The 16,378-nt window shown below is 57.6% G+C and carries 16 protein-coding genes; 10 read left to right on the forward strand and 6 right to left on the reverse strand.

The genetic code is table 11. The features are described 5' to 3' along the window. Positions 1-24: 24 nt before the first annotated feature. The 10 genes from HMPREF1323_RS01260 to HMPREF1323_RS01305 all read left to right on the forward strand — a co-directional run bounded on the left by HMPREF1323_RS01260 (position 25) and on the right by HMPREF1323_RS01305 (position 9,909). The gene (locus tag HMPREF1323_RS01260) at positions 25-726 is read left to right on the forward strand and encodes a DUF4271 domain-containing protein (RefSeq protein ID WP_009432386.1); all 702 of its coding nucleotides are present in this window, start codon (positions 25-27) and stop codon (positions 724-726) included. Continuing rightward, a complete protein-coding gene (locus tag HMPREF1323_RS01265) occupies positions 723-1,472 on the forward strand; it encodes a uroporphyrinogen-III synthase (RefSeq protein ID WP_009432385.1) in 750 nt (249 codons plus the stop codon). The genes HMPREF1323_RS01260 and HMPREF1323_RS01265 overlap by 4 nt, the downstream gene beginning before the upstream one ends. A gap of 33 nt (positions 1,473-1,505) precedes the next feature. Continuing rightward, the gene (locus HMPREF1323_RS01270) at positions 1,506-1,949 is read left to right on the forward strand and encodes a ribonuclease P protein component (RefSeq protein WP_009432329.1); all 444 of its coding nucleotides are present in this window, start codon (positions 1,506-1,508) and stop codon (positions 1,947-1,949) included. After that, a complete protein-coding gene (gene yidD, locus HMPREF1323_RS01275) occupies positions 1,946-2,188 on the forward strand; it encodes a membrane protein insertion efficiency factor YidD (protein ID WP_009432347.1) in 243 nt (80 codons plus the stop codon). Before HMPREF1323_RS01270 ends, yidD begins: the two co-directional genes overlap by 4 nt. A 17-nt stretch (positions 2,189-2,205) precedes the next feature. Beyond that, entirely contained in the window at positions 2,206-2,877 is a 672-nt protein-coding gene (locus tag HMPREF1323_RS01280; RefSeq protein ID WP_009432349.1) for a TatD family hydrolase, read from the forward strand. 393 nt (positions 2,878-3,270) lie between these two features. Then, positions 3,271-4,287 (forward strand): aspartate-semialdehyde dehydrogenase, encoded by a 1,017-nt coding sequence (locus HMPREF1323_RS01285; RefSeq protein ID WP_009432370.1) that lies wholly within the window; start codon positions 3,271-3,273, stop codon positions 4,285-4,287. A 24-nt stretch (positions 4,288-4,311) separates the two neighbouring features. After that, the gene (gene panC, locus HMPREF1323_RS01290) at positions 4,312-5,154 is read left to right on the forward strand and encodes a pantoate--beta-alanine ligase (RefSeq protein WP_009432373.1); all 843 of its coding nucleotides are present in this window, start codon (positions 4,312-4,314) and stop codon (positions 5,152-5,154) included. A gap of 3 nt (positions 5,155-5,157) precedes the next feature. Further along, positions 5,158-6,753 carry a glycoside hydrolase family 10 protein gene (locus HMPREF1323_RS01295; protein ID WP_009432387.1) on the forward strand — a complete coding sequence of 532 codons (1,596 nt, stop codon included), beginning with the start codon at positions 5,158-5,160 and terminating at the stop codon, positions 6,751-6,753. A gap of 1 nt (position 6,754) precedes the next feature. Beyond that, positions 6,755-7,882 carry a radical SAM family heme chaperone HemW gene (gene hemW, locus HMPREF1323_RS01300; protein WP_009432322.1) on the forward strand — a complete coding sequence of 376 codons (1,128 nt, stop codon included), beginning with the start codon at positions 6,755-6,757 and terminating at the stop codon, positions 7,880-7,882. A gap of 530 nt (positions 7,883-8,412) precedes the next feature. Beyond that, the gene (locus HMPREF1323_RS01305; protein WP_009432331.1) at positions 8,413-9,909 is read left to right on the forward strand and encodes an alpha/beta hydrolase; all 1,497 of its coding nucleotides are present in this window, start codon (positions 8,413-8,415) and stop codon (positions 9,907-9,909) included. An 85-nt stretch (positions 9,910-9,994) separates the two neighbouring features. Here HMPREF1323_RS01305 and HMPREF1323_RS01310 read toward each other — a convergent pair whose 3' ends face one another. From HMPREF1323_RS01310 to HMPREF1323_RS01335, 6 genes are all read right to left on the reverse strand, one after another. Further along, complete coding sequence (locus HMPREF1323_RS01310) at positions 9,995-10,498, reverse strand: glutathione peroxidase (RefSeq protein ID WP_009432353.1); 504 nt, start codon at positions 10,496-10,498, stop codon at positions 9,995-9,997. A 15-nt stretch (positions 10,499-10,513) separates the two neighbouring features. Beyond that, entirely contained in the window at positions 10,514-10,975 is a 462-nt protein-coding gene (gene smpB, locus HMPREF1323_RS01315; RefSeq protein ID WP_009432326.1) for an SsrA-binding protein SmpB, read from the reverse strand. A 14-nt stretch (positions 10,976-10,989) separates the two neighbouring features. After that, complete coding sequence (locus tag HMPREF1323_RS01320) at positions 10,990-12,087, reverse strand: LptF/LptG family permease (protein WP_044114673.1); 1,098 nt, start codon at positions 12,085-12,087, stop codon at positions 10,990-10,992. 119 nt (positions 12,088-12,206) lie between these two features. Next, entirely contained in the window at positions 12,207-13,340 is a 1,134-nt protein-coding gene (gene tgt / locus HMPREF1323_RS01325; protein WP_009432363.1) for a tRNA guanosine(34) transglycosylase Tgt, read from the reverse strand. Positions 13,341-13,837: 497 nt separating this feature from the next. Next, the gene (locus HMPREF1323_RS01330; protein ID WP_009432381.1) at positions 13,838-14,785 is read right to left on the reverse strand and encodes a hypothetical protein; all 948 of its coding nucleotides are present in this window, start codon (positions 14,783-14,785) and stop codon (positions 13,838-13,840) included. Positions 14,786-14,793: 8 nt separating this feature from the next. Continuing rightward, positions 14,794-16,341 carry a fibronectin type III domain-containing protein gene (locus HMPREF1323_RS01335; RefSeq protein WP_009432369.1) on the reverse strand — a complete coding sequence of 516 codons (1,548 nt, stop codon included), beginning with the start codon at positions 16,339-16,341 and terminating at the stop codon, positions 14,794-14,796. Positions 16,342-16,378 lie beyond the last annotated feature (37 nt).

The raw sequence follows: 16,378 nt of genomic DNA on the forward strand, positions 1-16,378 counted from the left end.
CTACGGTTATCCCCTACAATAGGCATGGACTTTGTGCGCCTCGAGCCCCTGGCGAACGTCAGCTATATCACCGAGCTTGTCATCTGGCTACTCACCCTTCTTGTCTGGGTCTACACCCCAGGCCTCATCGGTGTGGCGCTGGAGGCAGGTCGGCAAGCCAACCCCGACTCGGGGGCGGTATATATCTCGCGCTTCGTCTCCTACGGACTCTTCCGCTTCCTTGTCTATGTCTTAGGCAGCCTCTCGACGGGGCTGACGGTCCTGAGGCTTCTGAGCCGCGAAGGGCTGATCCTGCAGGGGAACTATATAGGTCTCCTCACCACGCTGGTAGCGCTCTTTGTGGGGATGTACCTCTTCCTCTATATCCGGTCGCTCTCCTTCAAGCTCTGGCGCTATATCCTGCTTGACAATCTCTCTGGAGGCCTCTTGGCACAAGACTATTTCTTCCAAGATTGGCTGCGAGCTCTACTGATGGCACTGGTCTCACTCTTGACCTTTGCGCCCCTCTCCACGATCACTCTTTGGGCCATTGCGGCAGGGGTCTTACTCCTGGTTCAGCTACTCGGCATAGTACAAGTCATACGCCGTCTGACACAGGGTTCTACAGGCTTCCTCTTCCTTTTTTTGTACCTTTGCGCCCACGAAATTGCTCCCTTCCTTTACGTTATAGGGCTGAGCATCTCCTTTTCGAGGGGTGATCTCCTCCTTCCCACTACGTTTCAATGAGTATTAAGACGATCCTAATCTCTCAGCCTCGACCCGAGTCGGGGAAGTCCCCTTACTATGATATCGCTGCGCGCTACGGAGCCGAAGCTACGTTCCGTGCATTCATCGAAGTCGAGTCGGTGACTCCACGTGAGTTCCGCAATCAGAAGGTGAACATCCTTGATCATACGGCGATAGTCTTCACCTCGCGCAAGGCTATGGAGCACTTCTTCCAGCTCAGCGAAGAGCTTCGTGTCACCATCCCCGAGGATATGAAGTACTTCTGCATTAACGAGCAGGTAGCGAACTATCTCCAGAAGTTCATCGTCTACCGTAAGCGCAAGGTCTTCTATCCCGAAGCTGGGGGGCAGGCTGAGCTGGTAGCGATCATGCAGAAGCACAGCAAGGAGCTCTACTTCCTCCCTATGGCTGAGGATCACAAGAACGATCTCATCGACCTCTTGACGTCCAAGAAGCTTCAGTTCACGAAGGCGATCATGTATCGCACCGTCAGCAAGAAGTTCACCGCTGCCGAGAAGAAGGAGAAGTATGACATGATCATCTTCTTCAGCCCCGCAGGTGTGGCATCACTGCTTGCTAACCACAGCGACTATAAGCAGGGCAAGGTCCTCATCGGGGGCTTTGGCCCCGCCACGTGCCAGGCTATTGAGCAGGCTGGTCTGCGCCTGGATCTCTCCGCTCCTATCGATGGTGCCCCCTCGATGGCGATGGCTCTCGAGCAGTACCTCAAGGAGAAGAACAAGTAGGCCGCTCTCCAGAGAGCGAAGCATTCGCTGATCGTGGAAGATCTCAATACCACTCCCCTACGCTATACACTTAGCAAAGAAGAGCGTCTGCATCTCAAGCGAGATGTAGACGCCCTTTTTGCTTCGGGTCACGCCTTCATCGCCTACCCACTTCGGGTCGTAGTGAACGCGACTCCTATCGGGGAGGGTGAAGAGCCCAGCTGTGCCATCCTCGCCGTAGCGGCGAAGAAGTACTTCCGTCGAGCCAATAAGCGCAACCGCGTCAAGCGACTCATCCGTGAGAGCTACCGTCTACGCAAGCACCGTCTCCTTGATCTGGCCATAGCTCAGGGCCTGCACATCCACCTCGGTCTCCTCTCTGTGGCGAAGGAGCTCCCCACACAGGCCGACGTCAATCGCGGTATGGACAAGGCGCTCTCCCGTATCTGTGAGGAGCTGATGCCCAAGGCAGAAGAGCCAACTAACGAAGAAGCATGAAGCGTGTACTCGACTTCGTCAAAGCCCTACTGACGAAGCTTCTTCTTCTCCCCATCTACTTCTACAAGGGAGCGATCTCGCCCCTCACGCCCCCCTCGTGCCGCTTCACGCCCTCTTGCTCAACCTATGCCATCGAGGCACTTCGCAAGTATGGGCCATTCAAGGGGCTCTACCTCGCTGTGCGTCGTATCCTGCGCTGTCACCCCTGGGGTGGTAGTGGCTACGACCCCGTACCTTAGCGACATCTATCTCCGCCATGATCGAGCAGCTCGCCCCCTATATCGACCTGCACACTCACCACGTACGCTCCACGCCCGACACCGTAGAGCTACTGAGCTGCTACCTCGCTGAGGCGGATAAGCTCCCCTCCCACGACACCCTCTACTACAGCGTAGGTCTCCACCCATGGCGAGCGGAGGAGCTCCGAGAGGAATCCCTCCCCTTACTCCGCAAAGCCCTCCAGCTTCCCCGCGTCATTGCCTTAGGTGAGGCGGGCTTAGACAAAGCCACGAAGCACTCCACTCTCGCCGAGCAGCTCCCCATCCTTCGCGCACAGATCCTCCTTAGCGAAGAGCTGGAGCTTCCCCTCATCCTTCACTTGGTACGCGCTCAAGACGAACTTCTTCGCCTTCGCCGTGAGCTCCAGCCCAAGCAACCCTGGATCATCCATGGCTTCCGTGGCGGACTTGACCAAGCACGTCAGCTCCTACGCGCTGGGCTCTACCTTAGCTTCGGCGAGCACTTCCGCCCCGAGAGTCTGCGAGAAGCTTATGCGGCTGGACAAGCCTTCTTAGAGACAGACGACGCCCCTGAGCTATCCATCCAAGCCGTCTATCAGGCGGCATCCGAAGCTCTTGCACTAGACGAATCCACCCTTCGCGAGCAGCTCTACACCTCCGCCAAACACCTCTTCCCCAGCCTTCTCTAAGCTAAGAGAGCTCCCCTACTTCATCCCCTTTGGAAGAAACCTCCATAAGGCAGGTGAAGCATCCTATATTGGTCACCGAGCTGACCTATATTGGTTGCTCATCCGACCTATATAGGTCATCACGTCAAGCTATATAGGTCAGCTCGGTGACCAATATAGGTTCACAGCACCTCCTCGGGTGGATGCTTCAACAGCCTTTTATTTCCACCGAATTTCCCTTCTATGGGGGCACTCCTTGCGAGAGTCGTCGGTGTCACCTTCGGTGCGGGGCCTTAGGGTCGGTTGCTTCTTCGTATCTTTGCAAGCGATAAGCGGACAGGAGCTACCCGAGCAGAGCGCTCAGGATAGCTGCTGGCCATTGTATTTACAAAGAGACAAACCGAACTTCAGCCAATGAATGTAGCTATAGTCGGTGTCAGTGGAGCCGTCGGACAGGAGTTCCTCCGTGTCCTCAGCGAGCGCTCCCTCAAAATTGACCGATTAGAACTGTTCGCCTCCGAGCGTAGCGCGGGGAAGAAGATCACCTTCCGTGGGAAGGAATATACGATACGCCTGCTCCAGCACGGCGATGACTTCAAGGATATTGACGTGGCCTTCGTCTCGGCCGGTGGGAGTGTATCCCTCGAGTATGCAGAGACGATCACCAAGCACGGCGCCGTGATGATCGACAACTCCAGCGCCTTCCGTATGCAGGAGGATGTCCCTCTCGTCGTACCTGAGGTCAATGCTGCCGATGCCCTCGTGCGTCCCCGTGGCATCATCGCCAACCCCAACTGCACAACCATCCAGATGGTCGTCGCCCTGAACGCCATCGAGCGTCTCAGCCACATCCGCCGTGTCCACGTAGCCACCTATCAGGCGGCCAGCGGTGCAGGCGCCCGTGGTATGGCCGAGCTGGATGACCAGATCAAGGCTATCGCACGAGGCGAAGAGCCCGAGGTGAAGAAGTTCGCCTACCAGCTCGCCTACAACCTCATCCCTCAGATCGACGTCTTCGGTGACGATGACTACACGAAGGAGGAACTGAAGATGTACCACGAGACGCGCAAGATCATGCACAGCGATGTGCAGGTCAGCGCTACCTGCGTCCGTGTCCCCGTGACTCGCGCCCACTCCGAAGCAATTTGGGTAGAGACGGAGAAGCCTCTCTCGCTGGACGATGTCCGTGAAGCCTTCCGCAAGGCTCCTGGTGTAGTCCTGCAGGACGACCCTTCGGATCAGGTATATCCCATGCCACTCTTCATCGCAGAGAAGGACCCCGTCTACGTAGGTCGTCTGCGTAAGGACCTGGCGACACCCAATGGCCTCACCTTCTGGTGCGTCGGTGACCAGATCAAGAAGGGCGCAGCTCTGAATGCCGTACAGATCGCCGAATACCTCGCTGCACAGGGCAGCATCGGCAAGAAGTAAACCGAGACCTTACTACTCATAGCAATGAACTTATATAAGAGCATCGAAGACCTCCAGGCCTTCGTAGCGGCGGAGCGTGCACAAGGGTATCGCATCGCCTTCGTCCCCACCATGGGGGCACTTCACGCTGGACACCTAAGCCTCGTCAAGCGAGCTCTCAGCGAATGCGACCGCTGCATCGTCAGCGTCTTCGTGAATCCCACACAGTTCAACGATCCTCGAGACCTCGAGACCTACCCCCGCACACTCGAAGCCGACAGCGAACTCCTCGCCTCGGTCGGCACCAGCGCGCTCTTCGCTCCTGAGGTCAGCACCATCTATCCCGAGGAGGATAAGCGCACCTTCGACGTCGGCGCCGTAGCCGAAGTCATGGAAGGCCACTTCCGCCCTGGCCACTTCAATGGCGTCATGCAGGTCGTCTCCCGCCTCTTCGACATCGTCCGCCCCGACTGCGCTTACTTCGGGGAGAAGGACTTCCAGCAGATCTCCGTCATCCGCGCTATGGTCCGTCTCATCGGTAGCCCCGTAGAGATCATCGCTTGCCCCATCGTGCGCGAAGCCGATGGGCTGGCACTCAGCAGTCGCAATGTGCGCCTCACTCCTGAGGGTCGTGCAGCCGCTCCCGCCATCTACCGCATCCTCTCTGAGAGCCGTAGCTGGGCGCGTGAGCTGACACCTGCCGAGCTCATCGAGCGTGTGACCCGTGAGACCAATGCCGTCCCTACCCTACGTGTCGAGTACTTCGAGATCGTTGATACCGACAGCCTACAGCCCATCGCATCCTGGAGCGATAGCCCTGCCCCTCATGGCTGCATCACCGTCTACTGCGGAGAGGTGCGCCTGATCGACAATATCGCTTACCACTAAGGGATGACCTCAGCAAAGAAACTCCTACTCCTCGGCGGTGCTGTGCTTGCCCTCAGCCTCGCAGGTTGCGGTACGCGTAAGCCCAAGGTGGTAGAGCAGCCCGCAGAGCAGATACCCGTTCCCACACCAGCTCCCGTAGAAGAAGCTCCTACGCACTGGACTCGCCCCACAGGCGACTCCATCCGTGAGGAGATGCGCGGCGTATGGCTCACTACGGTCTACGGTCTCGACTGGCCCCGTGATAAGGCAGACACGCCCGACGGCGTGCGCCGCCAGAAGGAGTCGCTCCTGCGTATCCTTGACCGTCTGCAAGCCGATGGCTACAACACGGTCTTCCTCCAGCTCCGCCACAGTGGTACGGTCATCTACCCCTCCGACTACGAGCCCCTCTCCACGCGCTTCGCTGGCGAAGGCTTCTTCGGAGACTACGATCCCGTGCGCTTTGCTATCGAGGCTTGCCACGCACGTGGACTGAGTCTCCATGCTTGGCTCGTCACCTATCCGCTCTCGTCCTCCAAGCGAGCTCCCCACCCCATCCTCACGGATCACCCAGGCTGGGCGATCCCTCACAAGGGCTCCTATCACCTCGATCCAGGACGTCCCGAGGTACGCTCGTACATCGCGCATCTGACGACTGATCTTGTACGACGCTATCCCGTCGATGGCGTGCACTTCGACTACTTCCGCTACCCCGAGGGAGCGGAGCAGTTCGCTGATGGTGGCACCTATATGCGCTATGGCTCGGAGTACGAAAGCAAGTCAGCTTGGCGACGCAACAACCTCACCCAGCAGCTCCGCGAGGTACGTGACTCTCTCCAGAGTATCGGCTCACATGCACTGGTGAGTGTAGCGCCACTGGGCAAGCTACGTAAGATCGCAGACCTCGGTCGCTCGCATGGCTGGACGGCCTACGAGTCCGTGCATCAAGATCCCGAGACGTGGGGTCGTGAAGGGCTCGTTGACTTCATCGTCCCGATGATGTACTACCGCGATGACCTCTACAGCCCCTTCCTCCGCGAATGGAAGGAGCAGGTCGCACGCTATATCCCCGTCGTGGCAGGGCTTGCACCCTACCGCGTGGAGGAGACGGGCTGGCCTGAGACGGTCATCGAGGAGCAGATCGCAGAGGAGCGCGAAGTCGGTCTCTCTGGCGTATGCTTCTTCCGCGAAGTGCATACGGGAGCACGCTTCCCAGCGACACGCCGCATCATCGCCGAAGCCTTCCGTCCGACAGCTCTCCCCCTTGCCTTCGCTCGTGGGAAGGCATTCCAAGCCGCAGCACCTACCGAGCTGGCTCTCAAGCCTGCAGGGCGTGGCGAAGTCGTCCTCTCGTGGCAGCAGCCCGAGGCACCGAAGCACCTTCCACTGACGTGGCGCCTCTGGGTCATCACGACCGATGAGAGCGGAGCAAAGCATGCGACGCTCCTCGCCCCTCGCCTCACCTCTCCACAGTGCAAGCTCGTAGCATCGGACTTCAATGGCAGTAGCTCCATAGAGTTCGGCGTCGAAGCGGTAAATACCTTCGGCGTAGCGACCCCCTGCACGTCTGCACTCACTATCAGCCTTCCCGACCTCAAGGCTCTGGCTGGTGGGAAGTAGCATGAACCTCTACCTCCATATCCCCTTCTGTGCAAGTCGCTGCTCGTACTGCGACTTCTACACCCAGACGGGGAGCCGTCTCCGACGAGACTTCCTCGACGCCCTCATCAGGGAGCTTCACCTTCGCCGTGTGGAGCTCCCTGATGGCGCATTGATAGACCACATCTACTTCGGTGGCGGCACACCTTCGCTCCTCACTCCTGAGGAGCTGACCCGCATCTTTGACACCATCACCGAGCTCTACCCGCTGACGGGCACGGGTGAGGTAACCATCGAATGCAACCCCGATGACGTCACGGAGGAGTACGCCCAGACTCTCGGCTTGCTCCCTATCAACCGCGTCAGCATGGGCGTGCAGAGCTTCCACGCCGACGACCTGACGTTCCTCAACCGCCGTCATAGCGCCGAGCAAGTCTTCGCCGCTGTCGAAGCCCTACGCCGTCATGGCATCGACAATCTCAGCCTGGACCTCATCTACGGCCTGCCCGGTCAGACCGAGGAGCGATGGCTCACGAATATCCGCACCTTCCTCTCGCTCGGCGTCCCCCACCTCTCTGCCTACCACCTCATCTATGAGGAAGGCACGGCGCTCACACGCCTTGTCGAGCGAGGCAAGGTACAGCCCGTGTCGGAAGAAGCCAGCCTACGCTTCTTCGAGCTCCTTATCTCCGAGCTCAAGGCCGCGGGCTACGAGCACTACGAGATATCGAACTTCGCCCTCCCCGACCGCTACGCACGGCACAACACGGGCTACTGGCAAGGCGTCCCCTACCTGGGCTTGGGCCCGTCGGCACATAGCTTCGACGGCGTACGTACCCGCTCGTACAATATCGCCTCACTCACTCACTACACCCGTGCACTCCTCGAGGGAAGGCGCGACTACGAGACCGAGCACCTCAGCGACGAAGAGCTCCAGCACGAGTACATCCTCACCCGCCTTCGCACGCAGTGGGGCATCCCGCTCGGAGACTATGTGGCACGCTTCGGTGAGCGTGCCAAACGGGAACTCATACAAGCCGCAAGCGAACACCTCCACCGAGGTCAGCTCACCCAGAGCGATGATACCCTTCGCCTCACTCCCGAAGGTATCTTCGTCTCCGACGGCATCATCGCTGACCTCTTCCTCTAAGTAGCCACTCGCCTCGCAGGCATTACGAAGGGCGAATGAAAGGACTTACCCATCCTTTCATTCGCCCTTTGGCATTTACTCCTAAGCTCGATACCCACATCTCCTAAGGAGTATCGCGAGAGATAATACGTATGATACCCACGACTTATACGATTGAGAGCGAAATTTAATACGTATAAATTTGCCAATTAATACGTATTAATCGCCCGATTTATACGTATTAATTCGCAACTTCTATCGTATAAATATCCATCTTCAAGCGTATAATACTGCACGTACCTAAGGAAGAAAGCTCACGAAGCTAAGTAGCTTTCGCTACGCTCTTCACGCCCTCCTTCACGACTGATAGCAGAAAAAAATTGTGAGGTAATTAAACCTTCGCCTCGAGAGAACGTCATACATACAGGATTTTGGTAGAAACCACGGCGTGCATGCAGCCGAATGAACTCCACACTTCTCCCTATGCACAAGCGTATGGGCGGAGTGATAAGAGAAGAATGTGAATACTAAATACTATTCTTGAGCTTAATATGAAGAAACTAATCATCGCAGCCATCGGAATGATGCTTGCCACGAACTTGAACGCAGCTAAGAAGCCTACAGCGAACGCTCTGCAGTTTGACCCTAACAGCGGAGTGAAGGCCTCACTGACTATGCCTGATGGCAAAGTCGTGAACTACACGGCTTACACCAAGCTCTATTTTGTCACCAATATAGAGGACCCCACCTACCAGTACATGAACATCTTTGTACCCGAAGGAGCGACCCAGCAAACGCCTATCTTCCTCCGCACCTACGTGGGGGGCTATATGCCAAGCCAAGCAGGTGACCCACAGGCAGAGGATGCCAGCGGTCGTGCACTCTCTGAGGGCTATGTACTCGTCATCCCTGGTAGCCGTGGCCGTACCTCCACGGTGCAGAAGGGGAAGAAGACCATCTATACGGGTCGTGCGCCCAAGGCTCTGCTCGACCTGAAGGCGGCTATTCGCTACCTACGTCACTTCGATAGCGTGATACCTGGCGATGCTGAGAAGATCATCACCGATGGTACAAGTGCAGGTGGTGCGATGTCAAGCCTCATGGGTGCCACGGGTAATAACCCTGCGTACAAGCCCCTGCTCAAGGCAATGGGCGCAGCTGATGAGCGTGATGACGTCTTTGCAAGCGTCTGCTATTGCCCTATTACGGATCTCGACCATGCAGACATGGCTTATGAATGGCTGTATGGCAATACGGATAGTCGCAAGAGTCTCTCCGAGAGTAAGAGAGCTCTGACGGCGGAGTTGGCAGCACAATTCCCTGCTTATATCAACTCTCTCGGGCTGAAGAAGGCTGATGGCACATCGCTCAATGCCGATAACTACCTCGACTATATCAAGCAGATCATCATCCGCAGTGCTCAGGAGGCTAAGGATGCGGGAGCAGACATCGCCGACTCTCTCGGCTTCACGTTCAGCAGCGAGGCTGCTATTCAGGCGCCTATCAACGGGGGCGTCGGGAGCGCAAGACCCGCAGGGATGACCGGTGGCATGCCTCCCATGATGAGAGGTGGTGGTAAGAAAGTCGGGGAGTATATCACCGACCTCGATCTGGATAAGTATCTCAACTATGTCGTGAGTACGCAGCCCCTCAAGGGTGTACCTGCCTTCGACAGCTACAAGGTGGATGGAGCCGCTGCAAGTGGAGAGAATGGAGAGTTTGGGAATGACCAAGGCTCTGACGTCAACTTCACGGCATGGGCAGCTACAAAGACAGGCAGCACCTTGTCCGAAGAGCTGAAGGAGAATGTTCGCCTGCTGAATCCGATGTATTTCATCGGTGATGGTGTGAGCTCCGTAGCTCCCCACTGGTATATCCGCCACGGCGCTCGTGATCGCGACACCGCCTTCCCCATCGCCATTAATCTGGCGACCAAGCTGGAAAATGCTGGTAAGGACGTCAGCTTCAAGCTTCCTTGGAATCGTCCCCACAGCGGAGACTATGCTCTGAACGAGCTCTTCAGCTGGATAGCTGAGATCGTCAAGTAAGTAAAGCAAAACAGCCGCCCCCGCCACCCGAAGTGCAAGCATTGCACGGGTGGCGGGGGCGGCTGCCTTATAGGATAGGAGGGGCTTAGTCCTCGAGGTCTATGGGCTGCTCAGCCAGGAGCTGCTCGATGAGCGGAGCGAGCTTCTCTGGCTTAGTCATCGGAGAGAAGCGCAGGACACGGCTACCGTCGCGTGAGATGAGGAACTTGGTGAAGTTCCACTTAATGCACGAGGTGAGTGTACCAGGTGCAGCGCGCTTGAGGTAGGTGAAGATAGGGTCTTCGTAGCGGCCATTGACGCGTACCTTCTTCATCATCGGGAAGGAGACCCCGTAGTTGAGCGAGCAGAAGGAAGCTGCATCTTCGCCCGTGCTAAGCTCTTGACCGAGGAACTGACCGCAGGGGAATCCGAGGATCACCAGCCCACAATCACGATAGCGCTGATAGAGCTCTTCGAGGCCTGCGAACTGAGGCGTGAAGCCGCACTTGCTCGCCGTATTGACGATCAAGAGGACCTTGCCTGCGAACTGTGAGAGACGCACCAGTTCACCCGAGGGGCGCTGGGCGATGAAGTCATATATCTTCTGCATAGGTCAGGGCAATTCTTAGCGCTTCATAGCGCGGTCCATCTCACGGCGGTCATCACGCTCACGCATCGTGGCACGCTTGTCGTAGACCTTCTTCCCTCGAGCGGGGGCGATGACGACCTTCGCCAGCCCACGATCATTGATGAAGATCTTCACGGGGACAATCGTCACACCAGGGCTTTGTACATAAGCCTCGAGCTTGCGAAGCTCCTTGCGATTGAGGAGGAGCTTGCGGTCACGGCGTGCCGCGTGATTGTTGTACGAGCCGTAGAAGTACTCGCTGATGTTGGCGCCCTTGAGCCACAGCTCTCCGTTGTGGAAGTAGCAGAAGGCATCGACCAAGCTCGCCTTCCCCAGGCGAAGGGACTTGATCTCCGTACCTACGAGCACCATCCCAGCCGTATAGGTATCGAGGAGCTCGTAGTCGAAGCGTGCGCGGCGATTCTGTATCGAGACGGCGCGCTGTATCTTTTCTTTCATATGATGAGTCGTAGTTATTGGGGGGCCTTACGCCACAGCAAGAGGGCTGCGATGATGAAGGCCACGTTCGGTATCCACGCCGCTATCCAGGGTGCCATCAGCCCGACGTTCGCGATCTGCGAAGTGAGCGAGGTGGCGAGGATGTACGCCAGACAGAGTGCGAAGCCAATGACGAGGTTGATCCCCAGACCGTTCTTCATCTTCTTCGCCGAGAGCACTGCACCGATGAAGGTGAGGATGAAGGCGGAGAAGATCGCGGCATATCGATTGTGTAGCTCCGTCTGGAAGAGGCGGGTGTTGCTTGCGCCACGCTCCTTCTGACGGTCGATGTAGCGTGAGAGCTGGTCGTTGCGCATCTTCACAGCGTCCTTCTCATTGACGAGGAAGTCAGCAGGGCTGATACGCAGATTCGTATCCAAGCCATAGCCAATCGTGTCGGTAGCCTCAAGGCCCTTGAAGCGACGGATGTGGAAGTCCGTTAGCTTCCAGTGGTCGAGCGTATCGTAGTACGCTTCATCAGCCGTCAGGCGGGAGATGAGGTTCTGCCCCTTGAACTGATCTACGGCGAGCGACGTGGCACGCTTCGACAGGCTCTCGTAGTCGCGGATATAGAGGTAGGTATCCTTCGCGATGGCGATCTGGATATTGTTCGTATAGACCTCGTGACGGGACTTGAGATAGGTCTGCTCGAAGTCGATACGCACACGGTTGCCCGAAGGGATGATGAAGCCGTTGAGCACGTAGGTCGAGAGCGCGATGAGCGTCGCAGAGACCATATACGGGCGGAGCAGACGGCGGAAGCTCATCCCACTGGCAAGCATCGCGATGATCTCGGAGTTCGCTGCCAGCTTCGAGGTGAAGAAGATCACCGAGATGAAGACGAAGAGCGGACTGAAGAGGTTCGCGTAGTAGGGGATGAAGTTGAGGTAGTAGCGGAAGAGGATCCCCGAGAGCGGCACCTCTGGCTTGAGGAAGTCCGTGATCTTATCATTGACGTCGAAGACCACTGCGACCGCGAGGATCAAGCCGATGGAGAAGAGGAACGTAGAGATGAAGGTACGTATGATGTACCAGTCCACCCGCCCCAGCCAAGGGCGGTACGGCTTCTTCATCACGGGCGGAGGCGTCCTACGCTCGGGCGCTTCGGTCTGATCTACCTGATCGGTGATCGGCTCCTGCTGGAGCTCTTCTGCTTCGTGGAGAGTGGTACTCATGACGTACTCGGGTGGGCTTAGAGGCGATTGTTGAGCTGACGCACCATCTTATCCTTCCACTCGGAGAAGTCTCCTGCGAGGATATGCTCACGGGCCTCACGTACCAAACGCAGGTAGAAGGCGAGGTTGTGTATCGAGGCGATCTGTAGCCCAAGGATCTCGTCAGCGCGGATGAGATGGTGCAGGTAAGCCAAGCTGTACTGCTTGTCGACGAAGGACGTACCCTCGGGATCAATGGGGCTGAACTCCTGTGCCCACTTCGCGTTGCGGATATTGATCGTGCCGTAGCTCGTGAAGAGCTGGCCGTTGCGCCCGTTGCGGGTAGGCATGATGCAGTCGAACATATCGACACCGCGGGCAATATTCTCCAGCAGGTTGATCGGCGTACCGACACCCATCAGGTAGCGGGGCTTGTCTTTGGGGAGGATGCTATTGGTCAGCTCGACCATCTCGTACATCTTTTCCGTGGGCTCACCGACGGCAAGGCCACCGATGGCATTCCCTTCAGCACCGAGCGAAGCCACGAATTCGGCAGCTCGCATACGCAGCTCGGGATAGACACAGCCCTGCACGATGGGGAAGAGGCTCTGATGATAGCCGTAGTGTGGATCGGTCTCATTGACACGCTTCACACAGCGGCGCAGCCAGTCTTCGGTGAGCGCCAGCGACTTCTTCGCATAGTGGAAGTCCGCATCGCCAGGGCAACATTCGTCGAAAGCCATGATGATATCCGCACCGATGATACGCTCGATATCCATCACACGCTCGGGGGTGAAGAGGTGCTTCGATCCGTCGATGTGTGAGCGGAAGGTCACCCCTTCCTCCGTGATCTTACGGCGATGCGCCAAGCTGAAGACCTGATAGCCCCCGCTGTCGGTAAGGATCGAGCCCGACCAGCTATTGAACTTATGCAGCCCGCCTGCCTTGTACAGGGTATCGAGCCCTGGGCGCAGGTAGAGGTGGTACGTATTGCCGAGGATGATCTGTGCGTGGATGTCATCGCTCAGCTCGGGCATGTGGACAGCCTTCACCGAGCCGACCGTCCCTACGGGCATGAAGATCGGGGTAGGGATCTCCCCGTGGTCGGTCTCTATACGCCCAGCGCGCGCGGCAGTCTTAGTACAAGTCTTATGGATATCGAATTTTAGCATCGTTGTCGTTGATTCGTTGGAAGGCTCGCCCCTTGAGAGTGGGATGCGACCCACCAAGCCCTTGTGGAATGCAAAGATACGGCTTATAGGGCAATATCCCCCGATGGACTGAAGGGCTTTCCGCTGGAGGGCAAGCACCCCAAGGTAGCCCCCTTGGGATCGGAGCGCAATTCGCAAGGGAAAAAGAAGGCAAAGGACATGGGGAAAGGAGCGTTTGGATAAAGTGCTCAAATTCCGTGCGCACAAAAATAAATTTTCGTGCGCATGCAATTTTTTCGCTCTGCGGAAGGAAGCAAATTTTCTTCCGCAGAGCGATTCCTTTCCTTGCGGGAAGAGCTTCCCCTTTGAGCTAAAGAAACTTCCCTTGCCCCTCGGAGAACGCCCGCTTTCGAGCAGAGGCGGAGAGAAAAACAAAGCCCCTCGCCTAGCAGCATCGGCGCTAGGCGAGGGGCTTGTTCGTGGGGAAAGATCCAGCGGCAAGGCTGGATGCGAAGGGGCTAGTCCTTGCGGTAAGGGGCGACGATCTTGAAGCCTCGCCCTCGGAGTACGACTTGGCGATCCCTTACTTCCTCGACGTAGAGGGTATATTCTCCCTCACGCTTGAGCGGATGTTCCTTGTAGAAGATGCTCGCATCCAGCCAGTCGATCTTCACCTTGCGGGCCTCGCCAACTACGGGGGCGACGATCTCGGGGGTGAGCGTGAGCACTCGGTTGACTCGCGACTCGGGGGTCAAGCCCTTCTTCGTGCGCAGCACTGGGATGCTGCTCTCGCTGAAACGTACGTACTTCCCCTTGAGCCGGGCCATGATCCTGCAGGGGAAGAGCTGGCTCAGTTGGCGGGAATTGGTCATGTAGACCCCGAAGCGGTCGGCCGATCCGGCGCAGCGGACCTTGACGAGGATCTCCTTGGTCGTCTTGCGGTCCTCGCTGGTGGCGATCAGCTTGATGTCCCCCTCGTACTTGGCCTTGATCTTGACCAGACCCGTCTCGGCTTGCCAGACGATGTCCGCCGCCTTCTCGGGGTCTTCAACCTTGAGGCTCGCACGTGCGCCTCCCCCCGAGAGGCTAAGCGTCTGCACGTCGTCGCCCGGACGGAGCGTCACGACATCTTCATTCGAAGCGAAGGGAGGAGGGACGACCAGCACCCGCACCCGACGAACTTCGTCGTGGGAGCGCAGCGTGAGCGAGGTCTCGCCGTAGAGTAGCCCCGAGACCCGAAGCGTGTCTCGGCTAATGCTTGAGGAAGCGATGCGGGCATCTTCGATGGTGGCGGTGTACTTCCCGTCGCCACCCTTCAGTAGGAGCATCCGTGTCTCAGACTGGGTAAGCTGGAGCTCCTTGGCATCCTCCTCGCCGAGACGTAGCGGGAGGATCGGACGGTCGCTCTCCTTGCGACAAGAGGCGACAAGGAGCACGAGGCTAAGTAGGAATAGAATCTTTTTCATCGGAGGCTTTACTTGACGGTGACGAGGTACTCCAGCTCCCAAGTGCGCTCGGGAGCCTCTACGATCTGTACACGGAGCGAATGTTCGCCCGTGGAGGGGAAGACGAGGATGCGCCCTTCGGGCTCGGTCAGCACATCGTCAATATAATAGAGGCACTTCGCCTCGGGATTCCGTAGCTCCATGTAGTGAAGCGGTAGACGCTGCGGACAAGAGCCATCTTCTGCGATCCAGTAGAGGAAGGGGATTTCCCCACCTGGGAATTCCCCAAGCCCCTGCGTCTCGAGGGTGAGCGGGAGCGAGTAATCGGAGTACTCCCCATAGGCTAGCGCTCTTAGGCGCACCGTGTAGGTGTAGCCTGGCTCGAGCCCTTCGAGGAAGAAGGAGGTCTTGTCCGTGGAGAGCGTCTTCGTGCTGAGGACGTTCTTCCCTCGCTTCTGTACCAGCTCGAGTTCGTAGGTAGCGCCCTGCAGTTCGCTAGCGGTCCAGGTGAGGTTGCACTCCCGCTGGAGATAAGGCTGGGGAAGTCGCGTCGGAGGAGCAAGTACGTTGGGCTTGGGCTTCTGAGGCTCGTCCTCTCCTTCGGCCCCCTTGATCACGGTCATGGAGATATCGTCAAACTCGAGGAGGTAGTTAGCGATGTCGCTCTCGTTGCGTGGGAATACCAGCTCGAAGGTCATCTTCTCTGCGTTCTCGGGGGCTTCGACGACCATGTACTTCTCTCTCCACGTCTTCATCTCGCTCCCTCTAAGATCCATGCCGATGAGCTGATTGAAGAAGCCGTCCTTGGCGTGCTCCTTCCCCGCCTCCCGAGCGTCTACCCAAGACTTCCCTGCGGGAGCGAGTTCCTTCCCTTCGAGCTTGAGCGCCTTACCCGCCTTGGGGATCCAGGTGACCCGGACGACAGCGAGCTTGGCAGCCAGGCGATTGGCTCCTTCGTCGGACTTGGGGAGGTTGCCTCGGTACCAGTAAGAGACTAGGTACTTAGCCTTCTGTCGGACGAGGAGAGGATCGGGATAGGTGTATATCTGGTGATCAACGCTGAAGTAGCCGGAGATCCTCATCGCCGCCCTCCCACCATGCGCCTCGGTGAAGGTGCGGGCAAACTGGTTGCTGGATGTCGTGCTGTGCGAGGGATAGAGCCACCAGCCTGTGGGGCGAGCCTTCTCAAATGACTGTAGGGCCTTGAGGTAGGCGACATAGGCATCGACGTAGGCTTTGAAGCGGGCGATCTGCTCTTCCGTGTAGGTGATGCCGTGCTCGTCGCCGTACTCTATGATCTTCTCGTAGATACCGCCCTCCTTCTCTTCCTCGTCCTCGTAGAAGACATCGTCCGGTGTCCTTGGGATACATTCCTCGGGGTAGTCACTTGGGCGATCGGGTTTGGGAGGAAGGGCGGTAGCCGCAGGATCCTCGAGCCCTCCATTGGGTAAGATACTTGCCCCTACAGTCTCAGGACGAGTCGTAGGTCTATTGCGGTTCATTTGCCCCCATAGGCTGGTAGATCCAAGCAGGAGTACCAGAGCTAGGGTAGCTTGTCTGAGTCTATTCTGTAGCATTGTCTTGCGATAGCGTCATTATCTAGTATTCTTGGGG

The sequence above is a fragment of the Porphyromonas sp. oral taxon 279 str. F0450 genome, from assembly GCF_000292995.1.
Classification (GTDB): Bacteria; Bacteroidota; Bacteroidia; order Bacteroidales; family Porphyromonadaceae; genus Porphyromonas; species Porphyromonas pasteri.